The 16418-nt window shown below is 63.9% G+C and carries 20 protein-coding genes, 1 tRNA gene and 1 pseudogene; 7 read left to right on the top strand and 15 right to left on the bottom strand.

The window, feature by feature from the left end; all coding sequences use genetic code 11:
- Nucleotides 1-34 precede the first annotated feature (34 nt).
- The gene (locus Q8M85_RS21190; RefSeq protein ID WP_305548429.1) at nucleotides 35-370 is read left to right on the top strand and encodes a DoxX family membrane protein; all 336 of its coding nucleotides are present in this window, start codon (nucleotides 35-37) and stop codon (nucleotides 368-370) included.
- Here the strand turns inward: Q8M85_RS21190 and Q8M85_RS21185 are convergent.
- On the bottom strand, nucleotides 367-492 hold the full coding sequence (locus Q8M85_RS21185; protein WP_305548427.1) for a hypothetical protein: 126 nt from the start codon (nucleotides 490-492) through the stop codon (nucleotides 367-369). The genes Q8M85_RS21190 and Q8M85_RS21185 overlap by 4 nt on opposite strands.
- A gap of 141 nt (nucleotides 493-633) precedes the next feature.
- Between Q8M85_RS21185 and Q8M85_RS21180 the strand changes: the two genes are divergently transcribed.
- Nucleotides 634-1752 (top strand): SRPBCC family protein, encoded by a 1119-nt coding sequence (locus Q8M85_RS21180; RefSeq protein ID WP_305548425.1) that lies wholly within the window; start codon nucleotides 634-636, stop codon nucleotides 1750-1752.
- Between the two features lie 72 nt (nucleotides 1753-1824).
- On the opposite strand, the gene Q8M85_RS21175 is transcribed toward Q8M85_RS21180, so the two are convergent.
- Nucleotides 1825-2769: a DMT family transporter gene (locus Q8M85_RS21175; RefSeq protein ID WP_305548423.1), complete on the bottom strand. Its 945-nt coding sequence runs from the start codon at nucleotides 2767-2769 to the stop codon at nucleotides 1825-1827.
- A gap of 75 nt (nucleotides 2770-2844) precedes the next feature.
- On the opposite strand from Q8M85_RS21175, the gene ade reads away from it, so the two are divergent.
- Complete coding sequence (ade, locus tag Q8M85_RS21170; protein WP_305548422.1) at nucleotides 2845-4545, top strand: adenine deaminase; 1701 nt, start codon at nucleotides 2845-2847, stop codon at nucleotides 4543-4545.
- 659 nt (nucleotides 4546-5204) lie between these two features.
- Here the strand turns inward: ade and Q8M85_RS21165 are convergent.
- Nucleotides 5205-5909 (bottom strand): endonuclease/exonuclease/phosphatase family protein, encoded by a 705-nt coding sequence (locus tag Q8M85_RS21165; RefSeq protein ID WP_305548420.1) that lies wholly within the window; start codon nucleotides 5907-5909, stop codon nucleotides 5205-5207.
- A 42-nt stretch (nucleotides 5910-5951) separates the two neighbouring features.
- Here Q8M85_RS21165 and Q8M85_RS21160 point away from each other — a divergent pair, with 42 nt between their 5' ends.
- Nucleotides 5952-6599 carry a hypothetical protein gene (locus Q8M85_RS21160; protein WP_305548418.1) on the top strand — a complete coding sequence of 216 codons (648 nt, stop codon included), beginning with the start codon at nucleotides 5952-5954 and terminating at the stop codon, nucleotides 6597-6599.
- Between the two features lie 24 nt (nucleotides 6600-6623).
- Here the strand turns inward: Q8M85_RS21160 and Q8M85_RS21155 are convergent, their stop codons facing one another.
- On the bottom strand, nucleotides 6624-7454 hold the full coding sequence (locus Q8M85_RS21155) for an SDR family oxidoreductase (RefSeq protein ID WP_305548416.1): 831 nt from the start codon (nucleotides 7452-7454) through the stop codon (nucleotides 6624-6626).
- 96 nt (nucleotides 7455-7550) lie between these two features.
- Between Q8M85_RS21155 and Q8M85_RS21150 the strand changes: the two genes are divergently transcribed.
- On the top strand, nucleotides 7551-7943 hold the full coding sequence (locus tag Q8M85_RS21150) for a helix-turn-helix domain-containing protein (RefSeq protein ID WP_305548414.1): 393 nt from the start codon (nucleotides 7551-7553) through the stop codon (nucleotides 7941-7943).
- Between the two features lie 39 nt (nucleotides 7944-7982).
- On the opposite strand, the gene Q8M85_RS21145 is transcribed toward Q8M85_RS21150, so the two are convergent.
- From Q8M85_RS21145 to Q8M85_RS21115, 7 genes are all read right to left on the bottom strand, one after another.
- Complete coding sequence (locus Q8M85_RS21145) at nucleotides 7983-8441, bottom strand: low molecular weight phosphatase family protein (RefSeq protein ID WP_305548412.1); 459 nt, start codon at nucleotides 8439-8441, stop codon at nucleotides 7983-7985.
- 4 nt (nucleotides 8442-8445) lie between these two features.
- On the bottom strand, nucleotides 8446-8922 hold the full coding sequence (locus Q8M85_RS21140) for a UPF0262 family protein (RefSeq protein WP_305548409.1): 477 nt from the start codon (nucleotides 8920-8922) through the stop codon (nucleotides 8446-8448).
- Between the two features lie 50 nt (nucleotides 8923-8972).
- The gene (locus tag Q8M85_RS21135) at nucleotides 8973-9617 is read right to left on the bottom strand and encodes a glutathione S-transferase family protein (RefSeq protein WP_305548407.1); all 645 of its coding nucleotides are present in this window, start codon (nucleotides 9615-9617) and stop codon (nucleotides 8973-8975) included.
- An 87-nt stretch (nucleotides 9618-9704) separates the two neighbouring features.
- The gene (gene hisD / locus Q8M85_RS21130; protein ID WP_305548405.1) at nucleotides 9705-11006 is read right to left on the bottom strand and encodes a histidinol dehydrogenase; all 1302 of its coding nucleotides are present in this window, start codon (nucleotides 11004-11006) and stop codon (nucleotides 9705-9707) included.
- 121 nt (nucleotides 11007-11127) lie between these two features.
- Nucleotides 11128-11601 carry a DUF2948 family protein gene (locus tag Q8M85_RS21125; protein ID WP_305548403.1) on the bottom strand — a complete coding sequence of 158 codons (474 nt, stop codon included), beginning with the start codon at nucleotides 11599-11601 and terminating at the stop codon, nucleotides 11128-11130.
- Nucleotides 11598-12866, bottom strand: coding sequence for a UDP-N-acetylglucosamine 1-carboxyvinyltransferase (murA, locus tag Q8M85_RS21120; RefSeq protein ID WP_305548401.1), 1269 nt, complete (start codon nucleotides 12864-12866; stop codon nucleotides 11598-11600). Before murA ends, Q8M85_RS21125 begins: the two co-directional genes overlap by 4 nt.
- A 5-nt stretch (nucleotides 12867-12871) precedes the next feature.
- The gene (locus tag Q8M85_RS21115) at nucleotides 12872-13045 is read right to left on the bottom strand and encodes a hypothetical protein (protein ID WP_305548399.1); all 174 of its coding nucleotides are present in this window, start codon (nucleotides 13043-13045) and stop codon (nucleotides 12872-12874) included.
- A 112-nt stretch (nucleotides 13046-13157) separates the two neighbouring features.
- On the opposite strand from Q8M85_RS21115, the gene Q8M85_RS21110 reads away from it, so the two are divergent.
- Together Q8M85_RS21110 and Q8M85_RS21105 are read left to right on the top strand one after the other, a co-directional pair.
- A tRNA-Thr gene (locus tag Q8M85_RS21110) sits at nucleotides 13158-13232 on the top strand.
- Between the two features lie 241 nt (nucleotides 13233-13473).
- Nucleotides 13474-13599 (top strand): hypothetical protein, encoded by a 126-nt coding sequence (locus tag Q8M85_RS21105; protein WP_305548397.1) that lies wholly within the window; start codon nucleotides 13474-13476, stop codon nucleotides 13597-13599.
- A 192-nt stretch (nucleotides 13600-13791) separates the two neighbouring features.
- Here the strand turns inward: Q8M85_RS21105 and Q8M85_RS21100 are convergent.
- The 4 genes and pseudogenes from Q8M85_RS21100 to Q8M85_RS21085 all read right to left on the bottom strand — a co-directional run.
- A pseudogene (locus Q8M85_RS21100) lies at nucleotides 13792-14748 on the bottom strand (recombinase family protein); the annotation flags it as partial.
- A gap of 45 nt (nucleotides 14749-14793) precedes the next feature.
- Nucleotides 14794-15123 (bottom strand): hypothetical protein, encoded by a 330-nt coding sequence (locus tag Q8M85_RS21095; RefSeq protein ID WP_305548395.1) that lies wholly within the window; start codon nucleotides 15121-15123, stop codon nucleotides 14794-14796.
- 125 nt (nucleotides 15124-15248) lie between these two features.
- Nucleotides 15249-15857: a hypothetical protein gene (locus Q8M85_RS21090; RefSeq protein ID WP_305548393.1), complete on the bottom strand. Its 609-nt coding sequence runs from the start codon at nucleotides 15855-15857 to the stop codon at nucleotides 15249-15251.
- Nucleotides 15858-15913: 56 nt separating this feature from the next.
- Nucleotides 15914-16384 carry a hypothetical protein gene (locus Q8M85_RS21085; RefSeq protein WP_305548391.1) on the bottom strand — a complete coding sequence of 157 codons (471 nt, stop codon included), beginning with the start codon at nucleotides 16382-16384 and terminating at the stop codon, nucleotides 15914-15916.
- Between the last annotated feature and the right edge of the window lie 34 nt (nucleotides 16385-16418).

The following is a 16418-nucleotide window of genomic DNA, read 5'->3' as shown; positions in this document are numbered from 1 at the left end:
CCGCCCTGCGTAGCTGCAGGAAACGGAGGCGAAGATGGACCTTGTCGGACGTATCCTGTTGGCCGCGCTTTTCCTGACAGGAGCGATCCAGAAGGCACTGGCACCACAGGTCGCGGCGGGGCTCTTGACCGGGGTCGGCGCGCCGGGGTGGCTGGTCTGGCCCGCCTTGGCACTGAACCTAGCCCTGGCCCTCGGCCTACTGGTGCCGCGCACCGTCTGGCCCGCCGCTCTGGCAGCCGCCCTCTACTGCGCCGTCACCAGCCTCTTTCACTTTCAGCCGCAGGACGGCTGGCAGATGTCGATCTTCGTCAAGAACTGGGCGATTGCGGGCGGCCTCGTGGCGATGGCCGCCGCCCACAAGCCCGCCTAGTCCTTCGGTTTGCCCGGCGATATCGTGACCTTCGCACTGGACGAGGCCACCGAGACCGGAGCCTTCGCCGCCTCTTTCTTCGGCTTCTTCACTTCCTTGCGCTTGTTCATGCCCTTGGCCATCGTCGTATCTCCTGCCGACAGTGTCTGTCTTGCCCGAACGTAAGCCTGCGGATCAGCGATTGCACGGGGCAAATGCGCCCGGACTTGCCAGCCCGCGACCCGCGCCGCAAACTGGCCGGAACGGGAAACCGGGAGTGACCGATGAGCCTTGACCGCGCCGAGATCGCAGCCGCCACCCAACCCCTGAACCGCGCGCGATCCATGCCGGCCGGGTTCTACACCGACCCCGCGATCTTCAAGGCGGAACGCGACCAGGTGTTCCTGAAGCACTGGTTCTTCCTGACCCGCGCCGAAGAGCTGCCGACCCCCGGCGACTACCGCGCCTTCGACAGCCCCGGCGGGCCGATCGTGCTGATCCGCGGCAATGACGGTCAGCTGCGCTGTTTTGCCAATTATTGCCGCCATCGCGGGTCCATCCTCTTGGAAGGGTCGGGCAACGTCGGCGGCCGTATCACCTGCCCCTACCACGCCTGGAGCTATCTGAACGACGGCCGCCTCTATGGCTGCCCGGACATGAAGGACGCCGAGGGATTCGACAAGGTCGAGAACGGGATGGTAGGTCTGGACCTGGACCAGTGGGAGGGCTTCGTCTTCGCCCGCTTCACCAAGGACGGGCCATCGCTCCGCGAACACCTCGGCGATTTCCCCGACCGGATGGCCAGCCACAAGCTGGGGGACATGCGCTGCACCTGGCGCGTCACGCTGGACGTCGCCTGCAACTGGAAACTGATCCTGGAAAACGCGGTCGAGACCTATCACACCGGCATCGTCCACCGCGACACGGTGGGGGCGCAGCAGTCGCGGTCCCCGGCGACCAAGGGCAACTGGATCACGATCCAGGTGATCTCGGGCCGCTCCATCGCCACGCTTGGCAGCGACCAGCCGCCGTTCCCGCCGATCGACGGCTTGGATGAGGATGCAAAGCTGGGCACCTATTTCACCGTGGTTTTCCCCACCGTCCAGTTCGCCGTGGCGCAGGATTGCCTGTGGTGGCTGAACACCCGGCCCGTCAATGAGACCCGCACAGTGCTGGAGGTCGGCGGCTGCTTCCCGAAGGATCGGCTGTCGCTGCCCGACTTCCAGGCCCGGGCCGAGCCCTATTACGACCGCTGGGAGCGGGTGGCGAAGGAAGATGTGGGCATCCTGGAAAAACAGCAGCGCGCCCTGGGATCGGCGCTGTACAAGCCCGGCCCGCTCTCGTGGCGCGACGACATGGTGCAGGCGATGGGCGTCTGGGTGGTGGACAGGCTGGGTCTGTAGGGCTGCTCGTCGTTCGCCTCCGGCTTCTCCTCGCGGGGGTCGACCGACGAGAGACCGAAGGGATCGAGGAGGCTATCCCTGCGGCGTCATCGCCTTGCGTTGGCGGGCGCGTTCGAGGCCCAGCTTGTGTTCGCGCCAGATGATCAGGATACCCGCCGTCACGATCAGTGCGGCCCCCCCAAGCATGGTCCAGGTCGGCACTTCGGAGAATATGAAGTAGCCGATCGCCAGAGCGAAGATCATCGAGGCATAGTCGAAAGGCGCCACGAGCGAGGCATCCGCCTCGCGGTAACTGGAGGTCAGAAGGATCTGCCCGACCCCGCCCAGCAGCCCAGCAAGAACCAGCAGGCTGGCTTCCAGCGGCGTGGGCCAGACCCAGCCGAAGGGCAACGTGACCAGTGACAGGGTCGTCGCCGTGACCGAGAAGTAGAAGACGATGGCCGCAGTGCCTTCAGTGTTCACCAGTTTTCGCACGAAGACCTGGGCCAGGGCCGCAAAGACCGCGCTGCCCAGCACCAGCGTCGCACCAAACGCCTCGGCCACGCTGGCAGTGCCCGGTGCCAGCGACAGGCGCGGTGTCAGCACGATCAGCACGCCGATCATACCCAGGATGACGCAGGTAATGCGGAAGAGCCGGACTTCCTCGCCCAGGAACATCGCGGCGAAGATCACGGTCAGAAGCGGGGCGGCGTAGCCTATGGCAGTGACCTCGGGCAGCGGCAGGTAGCCAAGACCAGCAAAGCCAAGGCCCATCGACACGGTCCCGACCACGCCCCGCCAGAGATGCCCCATCGGGTTCGCGGTGCGCAGGCCGGTGCCCAGTTCGCGGCGCCAGGCAAGCCACAGCATGATCACCGGGATCGCGAAGGCCGAGCGGAAGAACACCGCCTGTCCCGCCGGCACATGCGCTGAGGTCGCCTTGATGAGCGAGGCCATGACAATGAACACCATGACCGAGCACAGCTTGAAGGTGATCCCGCGCAGGGGGCGCGTCGGGCGAGGCGCGGCAGGTTCCATCGAAAGGTTCCGCAAGGTCGGTAAGGCTGGACGCCGGAGACGGTTTCAGGTTCCCTTATCGGAAAGGAGAACGCCATGCCGAAAGCGCCGTTGACCGACAGAATTGATCAGGGCCGGGGTCTGGTGGCTGCCGACCTGGTGCTGAAAGGGGGCCGGGTCTTCGACCTGATCACCGGCGATCTGGTGGAATCCGACGTGGCGATCTGCGGCGATACCATCGTGGGAGTGTTCGCGAGTTACTCGGGCAAACGGGAGATCGACGTCTCGGGCCGCGTGCTGGTTCCAGGGTTCATCGACACGCACCTGCATGTGGAAAGCTCGCTTGTCACCCCGCACGAGTTTGATCGATGCGTGACGCCGCGGGGCGTGACGACCGCGATCTGTGACCCGCACGAGATCGCGAATGTCTGCGGGATCAAGGGTATCCGGTATTTTCTTGAATCCGCGTCTCAACTGGTGATGGACCTGCGGGTGCAGCTGTCGTCCTGCGTGCCCTCGACCCACATGGAGACGACAGGCGCACGGCTGTCGGCCTTGGACCTGATCCCCTTCATGGACCACCCCAAGGTCATCGGCCTGGCCGAGTTCATGAATTACCCCGGCGTGCTGATGAAGGACCCGGGCTGTCTGGAGAAGCTTCAGGCCTTCCAGGGCCGCCACATCGACGGGCACGCGCCGCTGCTGCGGGGGACCGACCTGAACGGCTATATCAGCGCTGGCATCCGAACCGAGCACGAGGCGACCAGCTACGACGAGGGGCTGGAAAAGCTGCGCAAGGGGATGCGGGTGCTGATCCGCGAGGGCTCTGTCTCGAAGGACCTGCACGCGCTGGCGGGGCTGCTGACGGAGAGATTTGCGCCCTACCTTGCCTTCTGCACCGACGACCGGAACCCGCTGGATATCGGTGAACATGGGCATCTGGACTACATGATCCGCACTGCCATCGAACTGGGGGCCCCCGCGCTGGCGGTCTACCGGGCGGCCTCGCTGTCGGCGGCAGAGACATTCGGGCTGAAGGACCGCGGGCTGATTGCACCGGGAAAGCGGGCGGATATCGTGGTGATCGACAGTCTGGAGGGCTGCAATGCCAGCCTGGTGCTGGCGGGGGGCGTGGTGGCAGACGACGCGGCCTTTGCCGGCCGCGCGACGACCGAGCCCGTCGCGCGCCATTCGGTGAGGTCGGCGAAGATCGAGGCGACGCACTTCCGTACCGGCGGCAACCGGGTCCAGACGTCGGTGATCGGTATCCTGCCGGGCAAGATCATCACCGAACATCTGACCTTCGACATCGCCCCGCAGGATGGGGACAAACGGCCGGATCTGACCCGTGACCTGGTGAAGATCGCGGTGATCGAGCGGCATGGGGTGAACGGAAACCGGGCGACGGGGTTTGTGAAGGGATTCGGGTTGGGGAAGGGCGCAATCGGCTCGACGGTCTGTCACGATCACCACAACATCGCGGTGGTGGGGGCGGACTATGCGGACATGGCCCTGGCCGCGAACCGGCTGGTCGAGATCGAGGGCGGCTTCGTGGTCGTCGAGGGCGGCCGGGTGCTGGCCGAGCTGCCTCTGCCCGTCGCCGGGCTGATGAGCCTGCAGAGCTTTGAGGCGGTCCGGGAGGATCTGGTGAAGCTGCGGGCGGCGGCGAAGTCGCTGGGCGTGGTGCTGGAGGAACCTTTCCTGCAGCTCGCCTTCCTGGCGCTGCCGGTGATCCCGCATCTGAAGATCACGGACCTGGGGATGGTCGACGTGGACCGTTTCGAGGTCATGCCCTGAGTCTGTCCACGGTGGACATTCCTGGTATTTCTATTTATATCAGATACTTGCTTTCGATCGTTAGAGATTTGTTAGTCATTGGCCAATGGCGTCCAATGCGGGAAGGCAGTGGGAGCCTCGGGGGGCGGGCCATGTGCCATCCGGGGGCGCCGGGTGATTGCGGACGGTTTTCTCAAGGAGCGCTGACGCGCAAGCCCGTGTCTCGCCAGATGCGCGCGAAGGGCGCGCACATGGCTCGGACATTGGGGGTTTTTCACCCCCAAACCCCCGAAGGATACTTGGGCAAATGTGAAAGACTGGCGGCGGGAACGCGGGCGGACTCAAGAGCGCGGAGGCACCAGCATGCTTTGCGAAGCGGGTGGCGACAGGCCGGAACGGCTTGAGTTGCGGCAGAACCTCTCGACCGGATTGCCCCGCCGAGAATTGCCCCGCCGAGAGGGGGCGACCGGGACTTTCTGTCGTGTACACCTGCGGCTTTGGTCGGAACTTGCGCCTTCTGCTGCGCGCATTGGGCGTCCATTCGACGGCCCGCCCGCGCGACCGCCCGATCGGCGACCAGAATCCGGGCAGGCGGCGCAGTCCGCCGCGCGGGTGTTGTCGTCTTGTCCGACGCCGGCCCCTGGGTGCAGGCGAACCGCGGGCCGGTCCTGATCACCCCCCTAGAGCCAGCGCAGTTCGGCCAGGAGGGGAAGGTGGTCGCTGGCCTGCGGGCCTGTGGTGCGCGGGTGGGACAGCGGGACCAGCTCGAGGTCCAGCGAGTGGACGATCCGGTCGAGCGGCAGGAAGGGACGCCGCGAGGGGAAGGTAGGCGCGGTGGGCAGGATCACGAAGGAGCCCGCAATCCGTCCAAGGCCGACGCGCTGCGAGCGTTCGTTGAAATCGCCAAGGATCACCGTCGGTCGCAGCGAGTGGCGTTGCAGGGCGCTGCGGATCGCGTCGAGCTGGCGGCGGCGAGCCGCCCGCAGAAGGCCGAGGTGGACCGCGACCACGCGCAGCGGTGCAGGCGTATCGAGATCGACGATCACCGCGCCGCGCGGCTCGTGGCCCGGCAGGTCGAGGTGTTCCAGCCCGCAGACGTGGATGCCAGGCCGGGCCAGAAGCGCGTTGCCGTGCCAGCCAAGGCTGACGGCATTGCGGCCGATCGGCAGCGGCTCCAGCCCCGTGGCGGCACCGATGCGGTCGCGCGGCAGGGCCGAGGGCCGGTCGCCAAGACGGAAGTCGGCCTCCTGCAGGGCCACGATGTCCGCCTGCAGCGCCGCGATCCCCGCCAGCACCCGGTCGGCGTCGCGGCGCAGGTCGGTGCCAAGGCCCTTGCGGATGTTCCACGAGGCCACACGCAGGCTGGGCTTTGAATCGGCGCTCATCCCCCCAATATAGGAGACAGGACCCGCAGCGGGAGAGGGGAAGTGCCAGCGCCATCGGCCATCGTCCTGAACGGCATCCGCCTGTTGCTGGCAGTCGAGGCGCTGGTGGCGACCGCGCGCGGGGTCTGGCCCGCCGTCTTTGTGACGCTGGCAGCCCTGGTGCTGACCCTGCTGCCAGGACTGGTGGCCAGTCGCGTGGGCCTGCGTTTCCCGCCAAGCTTCCTGGCCGCTATCGCGCTGTTCGTTCTGGCGACGCTGTACCTGGGCGAGGTCTACGACTTCTACAACCGCTTCTGGTGGTGGGACCTGGTGCTGCATTTCGGATCCGCAATGGGCTTCGGCATCCTGGGATTCCTTCTGGTCTTCATGCTGTTCCAGGGCGACCGCTATGCCGCCCCGCCCTGGGCGCTGGGGGCCTTGTCCTTCTGCCTGGCGATGACTGTGGGCGTGCTGTGGGAGCTGTTCGAATATGCGATGGATTCGCTTTTCGGCTTCAACATGATGAAGTCGGGGCTGCCGGACACGATGGGGGATTTCATCGTCAACATGCTGGGGGCGGCGCTGGCCGCAGTGGCGGGAGTGATCTACCTGCTGGACCGGGCGGGGCGGCTGGGCGCGCCCTTCGATCTGTTCATCCAGACCAACCGGGCGCGATTCCGCAAGGTCTTTGCCCGCAAGAAGCGGTGGTGAGGGGCTTCGCGCCCCCCTGCCCGTTCAAAGTGCCGCAGTGATGGTTTCGGCGATAGGCGTTGTCGGGCGGCCGATCAGGCGGCTGAGGCTGCGGCTGTTGTCGGCTAGCGCCCCCTCTCCGGCCCGGGCGTCGCTGTCGGCGAGGACATGGGCGAAGCCTTCGGGCAGGCCGAAACCGATCAGGGCCTGGGCGTAGTCCTTCTGGGTCATCGGCACGTAGGCCACGGGCTTCCCGGCGGCCCTGGCGACGGCAGCGGCGAAGTCGGCCCCGGAATGTGCGATGTCGCCTGCCAGTTCGTAGGTCCGTCCCGTGTGGGCATCGTCCAGAGCGGTGACCGTGATGGCCTCGGCATAGTCCTTGCGGGCGGCGGAGTTCACCTTCCCCTCGCCCGCCGCGCCGATGATCGCCCCGTGCTGGAGGGCGGCGCCAAGCGCGCCGGTGTAGTTCTCGGTATACCAGCCGTTGCGCAGCAGGGTGGCGGGGATGCCGGCGTCGCGGATCGCTGTTTCGGTGGCGACATGGTCCTGGGCCAGGAGCATCGGGCTGGCGTCGCCCTTCAGGATCGAGGTGTAGACCAGCCGCTTGACGCCCGCGGCCCTGGCGGCGGCGATCACGTTGCGGTGCTGACCGGCGCGGTCGTTGAAGTCGTTGGACGAGATGAGGACAAGGGTATCGATCCCTTGCAGCGCGGCGGGATCGGCGCTGGTGTAGTCGAAGGCGCGAGTCTCGACGTTCAGGTCGGCGGCCTTGGCAGGATCGCGGGCCAAGGCGATGGGCAGCGCCCCGCGCGCCTTCAGGGCGGCAATGGCAAGGCGACCGAGGTGGCCGGTGGCTCCGGTAATGGCGATGGTCATTGGTCTCTCCTTTTGGGTGACAAGGGGAGAGATACGGCTTTACTTACGAAAGAGAAGTACGCACAAATTTGTTAGTATACCGAAGGGGCGCACAGGATGACGGGCGGAGTTGCACAGGAACTGCTGGACGGGTGGCAGTCGGGGAACGTGCTGGCGGCGGATTGTCCGTCACGCGGGATCCTGAGCCATCTGACGAACCGATGGGGGACGCTGGTGATGGTGGCGCTGGCAACGGGGCCGCACCGGTTTGCCGAGTTGCGGCGGAAGGTGGGGGGCGTGAGCGAGCGGATGTTGTCGCAGACGCTGAAGGATCTGGAAGCGGATGGGTTCGTGCTGCGCACAGCGCATCAGGTGGTGCCGCCGCATGTGGACTATGAGCTGACGGCGTTGGGCCAGGAGGCGGCGGCGCATGTGGTGGCGCTGGTCGGCTGGATCGAGGGCGCGCTTGCCCGGATCGTGGCCGGGAGAGCTGCTTTGGCGGCAGAGTAGGGTGGGCGATACCGCCCACCCTACGCTTGCGCGCTGCGGTCAGGGGCTTTCCGTAGGGGGGCCGAAACGATCCAGCATCCGGGTCCGTATCTGGTCCCGCGCCTGGCGATAGGCCGCAAGCTTCGCTTCACGCGTCTCGCCCAGGCCGGTCGGATCGAGGATCGGCCAGTATTCGATGTCGAGATGGTGGAAGCGGGTCAGTTCCAACGCCATGCGCTGGCTGGCGGGGCTGAGCGCGATGATCAGGTCGAACTGGCTGAGATCGTCGCCCCAGTTCTGCATCTCGTCGAAGGACCGCGAGCGGTGGCGGGAAAGTTCGATCCCAAGCTCCTGGCAGACCGCGACGGAAAAGCCGTCGATTTCCATGTCGTTCTTCACGCCGGCGGACTGCACATAGGCGCGCTGGCCATACATCTGCTTCATCAGCCCTTCTGCCATCGGGGAGCGCACGGCATTGTGGTCGCAGCAGAATAGCACCGACTGAGGGAAATCGCTCAATGCGTCAGCCCCAGTGCAGGACGCAGAGCAAGGTGAAAAGTCGCCGCGCGGTGTCGGTGTCGACTTCGGCCTTGCCCCCCAGCCTTTCGCGCAGGATCGAGGCGCCCTCGTTGTGGATGCCGCGCCGGGCCATGTCGATCGCCTCGATCTGGGAGGGCGGCAGGCGCTTCACGGCGTCGAAGTAGCTTTCGCAGATCTGGAAGTAGTCCTTGACCACCTGGCGGAAGGGACCGAGCGAGAGGTGAAACTCGGCGGCCTTCTCGCCGGTTTCGGTGGCGATGTCGAAAACGAGCCGCCCGTCGCGGATCGCCAGCAGCACGCGGTAGGGGCCTTCCGGCATTTCACGGTCGGGGCGGCGGGCGGGGATGAAGGAATTTTCTTCGAGAAGGTCGAAGATGGCGACGCGGCGTTCCTGTTCGATCTCGGGCGTGGGCCGGGCCAGGCCCTTTTCGTCGATGTCGATCTGGCAGATGCGGTTCATTTGAGGTCCCCGGACGTTCCGCCCGTGATGCAATGGCGATGCGGCCTGGGTCAAGCGGGGATCGGGGGCAGTTCCGGCGCGTCGAGGCCGGCAAACGGGTCCGACCAGGCGGGGATGGCTTCAAGGCGGGCATACCAGGCGGCGACGGCGGGGTAGTCGTGAAGCGGCAGGCGCATGACGAGGTTGAAGGGCAGAAAGCTTGCCATGCGGAAGTCGGCGTGGCTGGGCGTGGCTCCGGTCAGCCAGTCACGGGTTTCCAGATGCCGGTCCAGGATCGCTGCAGAGACATGAAAGAGCGCCGTGCCGACTGCAACAGCGGCTGCGTCGCAGGGGCCGATCCCGTAACGCCGCTTGGTCCCCAGCTCGAACTGGACCATGTCGCAGGCCCGAACGAAATTCTCCTTTCCCCAGCTTAACCAGCGGATCATGTCGGGCTGCGCGCTGCCCTGCCGCCAGAAGTCCGACCCGACCATTTGCGACAGATGGCAGGCGATGGCGTCGGCTTCCCAAAGAGGGTTGCCGTCCGCCTCGACCAGGATCGGGATGCGCTGGGTCGGATTCAGCTTCAGGAAGCGCTCGGCCTGGTCGGGCGCGAAAGGGGCGGCCCATTTCAGCGTCACGGGCGCATTGAGGTAGCGCGCCACGGCAACCGCCAGCCGGGGATTCGGATTGCGGGAATAGTAGAGCGTGGGCATGCGGCCTCCTACCGTTCGCCCCACCCTGCCCCACAGACCCACGGCCCGGCAAGCCGTGGGGTACGCCAATGCGCACCGATACGCAGATCACCCATTCAGCCGGTCAAGCCGCGCGCGGACGCTTAACCCGTGCGCTTGCAGGCTTTCCGACTGCGCCAGCCGTTCGGCGGCCGGGCCGATGGCCTTCAGCGCCTCGGGGGTCATCTTCGCCAGCGTCGTGCGCTTCATGAAGTCGAGAACCGAGAGACCCGAAGAGAATCGGGCCGACCGCGCCGTGGGCAGCACATGGTTCGGGCCGCCGATATAGTCGCCGATGGCCTCGGGCGTGTATTGGCCCAGGAAGATCGCGCCGGCGTGGGTGATGTCCCGGGCCAAACCGTCAGGGTCGGCAACGCAAAGCTCCAGGTGTTCGGGGGCGATGCGGTTCGAGAGATCAGCGGCTTCAGAGAGGTCACGGGCGACGATCACCGCACCGTTCTGCGCCCAGGAGATCCCGGCGATGCCGCGGCGGTCCAGCGTTTTCAGGCGTTCGGCCACGGCTGCCGCAACGGCCTGGCCGAAGGCGGCGCTGGTCGTGATCAGGATCGACTGGGCACTTTCGTCGTGTTCGGCCTGAGAAAGCAGGTCGAGGGCGATCCAGTCCGGGTCGTTGTCGGCATCGGCAATGACAAGGATCTCGGACGGCCCGGCGATCATGTCGATGCCGACGCGGCCAAAGACCCGGCGCTTGGCGGCGGCAACGAAGGCGTTGCCGGGGCCCGTGATCTTGTCGACCGGGTCGATGGTCTGGGTGCCATAGGCCAGCGCCGCAATCGCCTGCGCCCCACCGATCCGGTAGACCTGGTCCACGCCCGCAATCCGGGCGGCAAGAAGGACAAGCGGGTTCACCACGCCGCCGGGCGTCGGGCAGACGATGACCAGCCGCTCGACGCCCGCGACCTTGGCGGGGATGGCGTTCATCAACACGCTGGACGGATAGGACGCCAGCCCGCCCGGCACATAAAGCCCGGCCGCCGACACCGGCGTCCAGCGCCAGCCGAGCGTCGCGCCGATGGCGTCGGTCCAGCTTTCGTCCTGCGGCTTCTGTCGTTCGTGGTAGGCGCGGATGCGGGTGGCGGCCAACTCCAGCGCGGCGCGGTCTTCGCGGCCGACCTTGGCAATTTCGGCGGCGATCTCGGCCGGAGTGAAGGCAAGCGTCCGCGGCGTCAGCGTCAGCCGGTCGAAGCGGGCGGTCAGGTCGATGACCGCAGCATCGCCCCGGGCGCGGACATCGGCGATGATCTGCGCGACGGCCAGATCGACGTCTTCGGCTTCCTCGCGCTTCTGGCCAAGGAGGGCCTGGAAGGCGGCGTCGAAGTCCGGGTCTGCGGTGTTGAGGAAGACGGGCATCGGGGCCTCCGGCTGGTCGGGGAGCAGATAGCGCGGGCCGAGGCCGGGCTCAAGGCTGGAGGCGCGGGTCAAATGCCTTCGAAGACTTCTGCAAATTCCTTCGAAGGAATTTGGCCCCGAGTCACTCGTGTCGCGGAACCTTGCCCGAGGGCGCCCGGTAGGGCCTGGTCACGTCGTCCAGCCGGACCTCCAGCGCCTCGACGTCAAGCGCGATGGCCCCGTCGCCGGCCAGCACCAGCGTCAGGCGGCCAGTGCCATCCTCGCCCGGTTCGAATGACATGGATAAAAGCGACAAAACAAGGTCCTTGTTGGCGCGATCAAAGCCAGAGGATTGCACTTTTCGCACATCCCCGACCACCATGACCGAGCGGACCCTTTCATAGGCGCGGCCCACCCGCTCGGCCTCGACCCGGTCTTCCCACCGAAAACGGTTAAGGAGAATCGCGAAGCGGCGCCGTTTGGCGTCGTATTTCAGTTCAGTCACCGGCAGGACGGCGTCCTGCACCAGCGTCGAGATGACGTTCAAGTCATCCGCATCCTGGGCCACCAGCCGCAACGGCTCTTCGCCGCCGTCCTGAAACCGGGCGTCGGTCATGCGCTGATCCGTTCGATATGGGCCCCGCAGGCGCGAAGCTTTTCTTCCACCCGCTCATAGCCGCGATCCAGATGATAGACGCGCGAGACGACGGTTTCACCTTCCGCCGCAAGACCGGCAAGGATCAGCGATACGCTGGCGCGAAGGTCGGTTGCCATGACCGGTGCGCCCTTCAGCCTTTCGACGCCGGTCACGGTGGCCGTCCCGCCGTGGACGTCGATCTTCGCGCCCATTCGGATCAGTTCGGGCGCATGCATGAAGCGGTTCTCGAAGATCTTCTCCTCCAGGACGGATGTCCCCTCGGCGGTGCACAGAAGCGCCATCATCTGCGCCTGCAGGTCGGTGGGGAAGCCGGGGAAGGGTTCGGTCATCACATCCACGGCCCTCACCCGACCATTCTTGCGGGCAACCTTCAGGCCCCGATTGGTCTGCGTGACCGAGACCCCTGCAGCATCCAGCTTTTCGGCAAAACTTGCGACCAGGTCCAGCGTGCCGCCGATACATTCCACCTCGCCGCCGCAGATTGCGGGAACCAGCATGTAGGTGCCCAGTTCAATCCGGTCGGTGACGACCTGATGCGTGGCCCCGCCCAGCCTGTCGGTGCCTTCAATGGTGATGGTCGAGGTGCCCTCGCCTTCGATCTTCGCGCCCATCTTCTTAAGGCAGCGGGCCAGATCGACGATCTCGGGCTCGCGCGCGGCGTTGCGCAGTTCGGTGGTGCCCCGGGCCAGCGTGGCGGCCATCAGCGCGTTTTCCGTGGCCCCGACCGAGACGAAGGGGAATTCGACTACGGCACCCTTCAGCCGGCCCCCAGGGGCCTTGGCGTGGACGTAGCCGTCGCGCAGGTCGAGGTCCGCGCCCATCGCCTCCAGCGCCTTGAGGTGCAGGTCCACCGGCCGCGCACCTATGGCACAGCCGCCCGGCAGCGACACGACGGCATGGCCATAGCGGGCCAGCATCGGGCCCAGAACCAGGATCGAGGCGCGCATCTTGCGGACGATGTCGTAGTCGGCCTTGAAATTGGTGATCGAGTGGCTGGACAGCGCCAGCACCAGCCCGTCCTGCAGGCTGGCGACCTCCGCCCCGAGTGACTGCAGCAGCTGCGTCATCGTGCGGATGTCGGAGAGGCGGGGAGCGTTGGTCAGCGTCAGCGGCTCGTCGCTGAGAAGCGTCGCGGGCATGAGCGTGAGGCAGGCGTTCTTCGCCCCCGCGATCGGGATCGCCCCCGACAAGGCCCCGTTGCCGCGCACCAGAATCGAATCCATCCGCCCTACTCCTCGTTCTCGGTTTTCCCGGCCGCGTCTTCGGCGGTCCGAGCCCTTGCCTGTGCCTTCCGCCGCGCCATGTTGGCCTTGAGCGCCGCCTTCAGCCGGTCTTCCCGGGACAAGGCGCGTTCAGGTTTCCGGGCCTTTTCGTTAACGGGCGGGTCCGAGGGGCTGCGCATGGGGATGGCTTCTACCCCAAGGGCGCGGATGGGTCCAGAGACGGTCGGAATTCCCGCCCTTACCCCCTTGCGCGCCGTTTCGATTGCGTCTAATCACCCGCCCATCAACGGCGCTGCAGTAGCTCAGTGGTAGAGCACTCCCTTGGTAAGGGAGAGGTCGAGAGTTCAATCCTCTCTTGCAGCACCATTTCACTCTTCAGACCCGAAAATCCCCCTAAGAACTTGAAGGGGAACGAGAATTCTCGAGTTCCATACACTCCATTTTGGCTGTACCTCAGAGGCTCTGCGAAAGCCAATCTGAGCACTGTTTGGCGCATCGCATGATCTCCATTTTGGTATAGATTCCAAGGGTTTGCTAAGAACCCAAGCGCGAGTTCAATACAATCCTCTAGGCGTCCCTTCGGAGGGATGGTTTTGTCGAGACGCTCTTGAAGAACGATCTTTTGGCGTTCGAGCTTGTCGATCCTTGCTTCATAGGCATGCACGACCGAGGAGTTGCTCGCTTCAACGATCCTGTCGAGAAGGCCTTCGATCTGACCCGCAACGTCATGTAGCTGCTTCTGAAGTGCTTCCTTCTCTTGATGCGCGAACGAGAGGCGCATGCTCCAAGCATCGCGCAGCATCGCTTTCGCCAACTCGAAGAGTCCTTTGGCCGGTTGCAGGCCTTGCAGAATTTCCGCCAGGCCAGCTTCCATCTTTGCGCGCGGCACCGACTTGCTCTTTGCCTCGCAGCCGCGTGTCTCACACCTGTAGTAAGCGTAGTGCCGGTACTTTCCTTTCGACCAGGCAGCCGTCATAGCGTTGCCGCAGCAATCGCATGCGACAAACCCACGGAGAGGAAAGTCTTCATTGAAATCGGCGCGGGCCGCAGGACGACGCTTACGGCCTTCGAGGCGGTCTTGAATCTGTTGGTGCGTCTCAAAGCTGATCAGGCCTTCGTGGTGACCCTTCCGAACGCTGACACCCCATCCGTCGGCTTCAACGTATCCTGCATAGACCGGCTTCTTTAGCAGCCGAGTAACTGTCATCGGACGCAGCGTCCCGTCCTTCTTATCCTTCGGGAAGTGCGGATTCCGTTCGAGGAAGCGCTGCACTTCAGCCTGCGATGCAAAATGCCCCGTCGCATACCCTTCAAGTGCGGCCTGCACGATCGGGCCGAGAACCACATCGGGAACAAGAACCTTGCCGCCCCCACTTGGTGCAGACACGTAGCGATAACCAACAGGTGCGCGGAAAACCCAAAACCCGCTCTCAACACGCGCCTTCATCTTCTGGACAACCTGACGCCGGTTCTGTTCGCGCTCAAGTTCTCCTTGAGCAGCGATCACCGTCTCAATGAACTTGCCTTCGGGTGTATCCTCGATGCGGAAGTTCAGACACTCAATGGTAGCGCCGCACTTCACGAACTCGCGGCGCAGCTTCAGGTGAAACTCTGTGTCACGCGCGAAGCGTTTCAGATCGTCGAATATGACGACGTAAGGCTTGCCCCTCTGTGCATCGAGATAGCTGAGCAGCGCGACCATGCCAGGACGTTGCATGAAGTCACCGCCGCCGCTCACATCATCAGGGAACACCGCTTCAACCGTGTACCCTTTTTCGATGGCATAAGCACGGCAGCGTTGTTCCTGACTTTCAAGACCGCTACCTTCGATACGCTGCTTAGTCGAAGATACACGGCAGTAAATTACTGCCACCGTCGTCATTGAATTCCTATTGTACTCATCCTTCATTGTATCTCCAGTCCGCAATTATGGGCGCGGCTCCTGATCTCTTTCATCTTTATGGGATTCCGTGAAGCTTACTTTATCAAGCTCTCTGGTGGAAGACCCATTGCCAATCGATGAGGCTTTTCCACAGACGTGTTGGATAGGGTGAACTTCAAAACCCATCTCAACGAAGCTCATCATAACCAACCACATCGCTTGCAGGAAATCTTTCCTCTGCTGATCAGTCATGCCCGTGTCATCGAGGTAAGACTGATACCGCTCAACATCCACCTTGATGATGCGTCTGGCAGCAGCTTCGAACGTCACTCGCAGGTCCTCTTGACCTGCCGAAATCTTTAACCCGTCATCCATGCGCCCCTCCCTTCGGAGCGAGGTGTCTCCACCTCCTTAAATCTTACCACAGATTGCCAAAAACACCAAGCATTCTGCGGGTTTCAGCGTGATACACAGTCCACCGATGTTCTGCTGACGATGCATCAATCCGATCGGACCATGCTCTGAGAGCGTGCGTTCTTCCGCTCAACTCTTGCTTCTTCCGCCTTCGGTTTGTGGTGTTGCTCTTCGAGGGCCTTGCCGATCTCGTAGAGCTCCCGACCTTCAATCGCTCTGTAGCTTTCCACCATTATTTTCTTCGCGCCACTTTCGGTGATATTCAGCGCTTGTGCGAGTTTGTTGCTTTCACGGTCATAGGACTTGAAGAACGGCTCCGTTTCACCCTGGGCAATCGAATCCAAGGTTTGCCTTGCGGATTGCATTGCACTCTCACGGGCACTTTCGGAGAGGTTCTTTTCGTTATTCAGTAGGGTTTCTCGCAGGGCATTCATCGTTTGACCATACTGTGCAGAAAAGACGTCCCGGATAATGACTTCGCCCTTTGCCGCATCGAACTTTTCAGATCGCGAGAATGCGTGAGCATAATCAGTCAGCGCTTCGCGGAACGAGCCGGTCTTTTGGATTTGACGATTGATAATACTCGCCACATCTGCAGCGATATCCCATTGGGATTTAGTGAGCGTCTTGGCAATGTAGCTGTTACGCGCGTTCGCGTCGGGCTTTTGCGTTGCTTGGACTTGATGTTCACTCATTCTTTCTTCACTCCAGCTAGGTGGTGGTCATCAAGTGAGAGATCGATTTCTCTCGCTTAAAGGGATTGGATGCGTTGCCTTTCGCCCCCCGATGCTCTCCTGAAGGCGTCTCGCAAGACGCTTGGCGTCCGGTTGCGATTGAGAGCCTGTTGGAGGAGGTCATCCATCTCTTGCCGTGCAGTGGTGCGTACCGAGGCAACATCAGCCGCATGCATCCGCTGAACTATGCGCCTTGCATCGGCGACCGTCTGCGCTGCAGGCTTTGCAGCAACCCCTCGTGGGGCAGGATGTTCGAGGTGATGCTGAGCGGCTTTCTTGGCGAGCTCTTGCATCACTGTTGCCAACCGTTCTGAGTGATCGCGTTCATACGCGTCTTGCAGCGACTGTATCTTTTCGGTTGAGCGCCGCTCAATCTCTCTCGCCGCCGCCCAGTCGTCTGCATTTCCTCCAGCGCGGGATAGATATTGCATCGTGGCTGCCTCGAAGGTCCGGCTGAGCTCGCTTGCGATGCCTTCGCTATCGGTCATCGTGGTGTCCTTGCTTGCAGATTTGCTTTCGGAG

Origin of the sequence: Tabrizicola sp., assembly GCF_030694085.1 — a bacterium.
In the GTDB taxonomy this organism is placed as follows: domain Bacteria; phylum Pseudomonadota; class Alphaproteobacteria; order Rhodobacterales; family Rhodobacteraceae; genus Tabrizicola.
This window is presented reverse-complemented; position numbering and strand designations above follow the sequence as displayed.

What these genes read in the sequence shown, in the direction of transcription:
- Q8M85_RS21190 (WP_305548429.1), top strand. Translation starts at nt 35, where the DNA reads ATGGACCTTGTCGGACGTATCCTGTTGGCCGCGCTTTTCCTGACAGGA.
- Q8M85_RS21185 (WP_305548427.1), bottom strand. Translation starts at nt 492, where the DNA reads ATGGCCAAGGGCATGAACAAGCGCAAGGAAGTGAAGAAGCCGAAGAAA.
- Q8M85_RS21180 (WP_305548425.1), top strand. Translation starts at nt 634, where the DNA reads ATGAGCCTTGACCGCGCCGAGATCGCAGCCGCCACCCAACCCCTGAAC.
- Q8M85_RS21175 (WP_305548423.1), bottom strand. Translation starts at nt 2,769, where the DNA reads ATGGAACCTGCCGCGCCTCGCCCGACGCGCCCCCTGCGCGGGATCACC.
- ade (WP_305548422.1), top strand. Translation starts at nt 2,845, where the DNA reads ATGCCGAAAGCGCCGTTGACCGACAGAATTGATCAGGGCCGGGGTCTG.
- Q8M85_RS21165 (WP_305548420.1), bottom strand. Translation starts at nt 5,909, where the DNA reads ATGAGCGCCGATTCAAAGCCCAGCCTGCGTGTGGCCTCGTGGAACATC.
- Q8M85_RS21155 (WP_305548416.1), bottom strand. Translation starts at nt 7,454, where the DNA reads ATGACCATCGCCATTACCGGAGCCACCGGCCACCTCGGTCGCCTTGCC.
- Q8M85_RS21150 (WP_305548414.1), top strand. Translation starts at nt 7,551, where the DNA reads ATGACGGGCGGAGTTGCACAGGAACTGCTGGACGGGTGGCAGTCGGGG.
- Q8M85_RS21140 (WP_305548409.1), bottom strand. Translation starts at nt 8,922, where the DNA reads ATGAACCGCATCTGCCAGATCGACATCGACGAAAAGGGCCTGGCCCGG.
- Q8M85_RS21135 (WP_305548407.1), bottom strand. Translation starts at nt 9,617, where the DNA reads ATGCCCACGCTCTACTATTCCCGCAATCCGAATCCCCGGCTGGCGGTT.
- hisD (WP_305548405.1), bottom strand. Translation starts at nt 11,006, where the DNA reads ATGCCCGTCTTCCTCAACACCGCAGACCCGGACTTCGACGCCGCCTTC.
- Q8M85_RS21125 (WP_305548403.1), bottom strand. Translation starts at nt 11,601, where the DNA reads ATGACCGACGCCCGGTTTCAGGACGGCGGCGAAGAGCCGTTGCGGCTG.
- murA (WP_305548401.1), bottom strand. Translation starts at nt 12,866, where the DNA reads ATGGATTCGATTCTGGTGCGCGGCAACGGGGCCTTGTCGGGGGCGATC.
- Q8M85_RS21115 (WP_305548399.1), bottom strand. Translation starts at nt 13,045, where the DNA reads ATGCGCAGCCCCTCGGACCCGCCCGTTAACGAAAAGGCCCGGAAACCT.
- Q8M85_RS21095 (WP_305548395.1), bottom strand. Translation starts at nt 15,123, where the DNA reads ATGGATGACGGGTTAAAGATTTCGGCAGGTCAAGAGGACCTGCGAGTG.
- Q8M85_RS21090 (WP_305548393.1), bottom strand. Translation starts at nt 15,857, where the DNA reads ATGAGTGAACATCAAGTCCAAGCAACGCAAAAGCCCGACGCGAACGCG.
- Q8M85_RS21085 (WP_305548391.1), bottom strand. Translation starts at nt 16,384, where the DNA reads ATGACCGATAGCGAAGGCATCGCAAGCGAGCTCAGCCGGACCTTCGAG.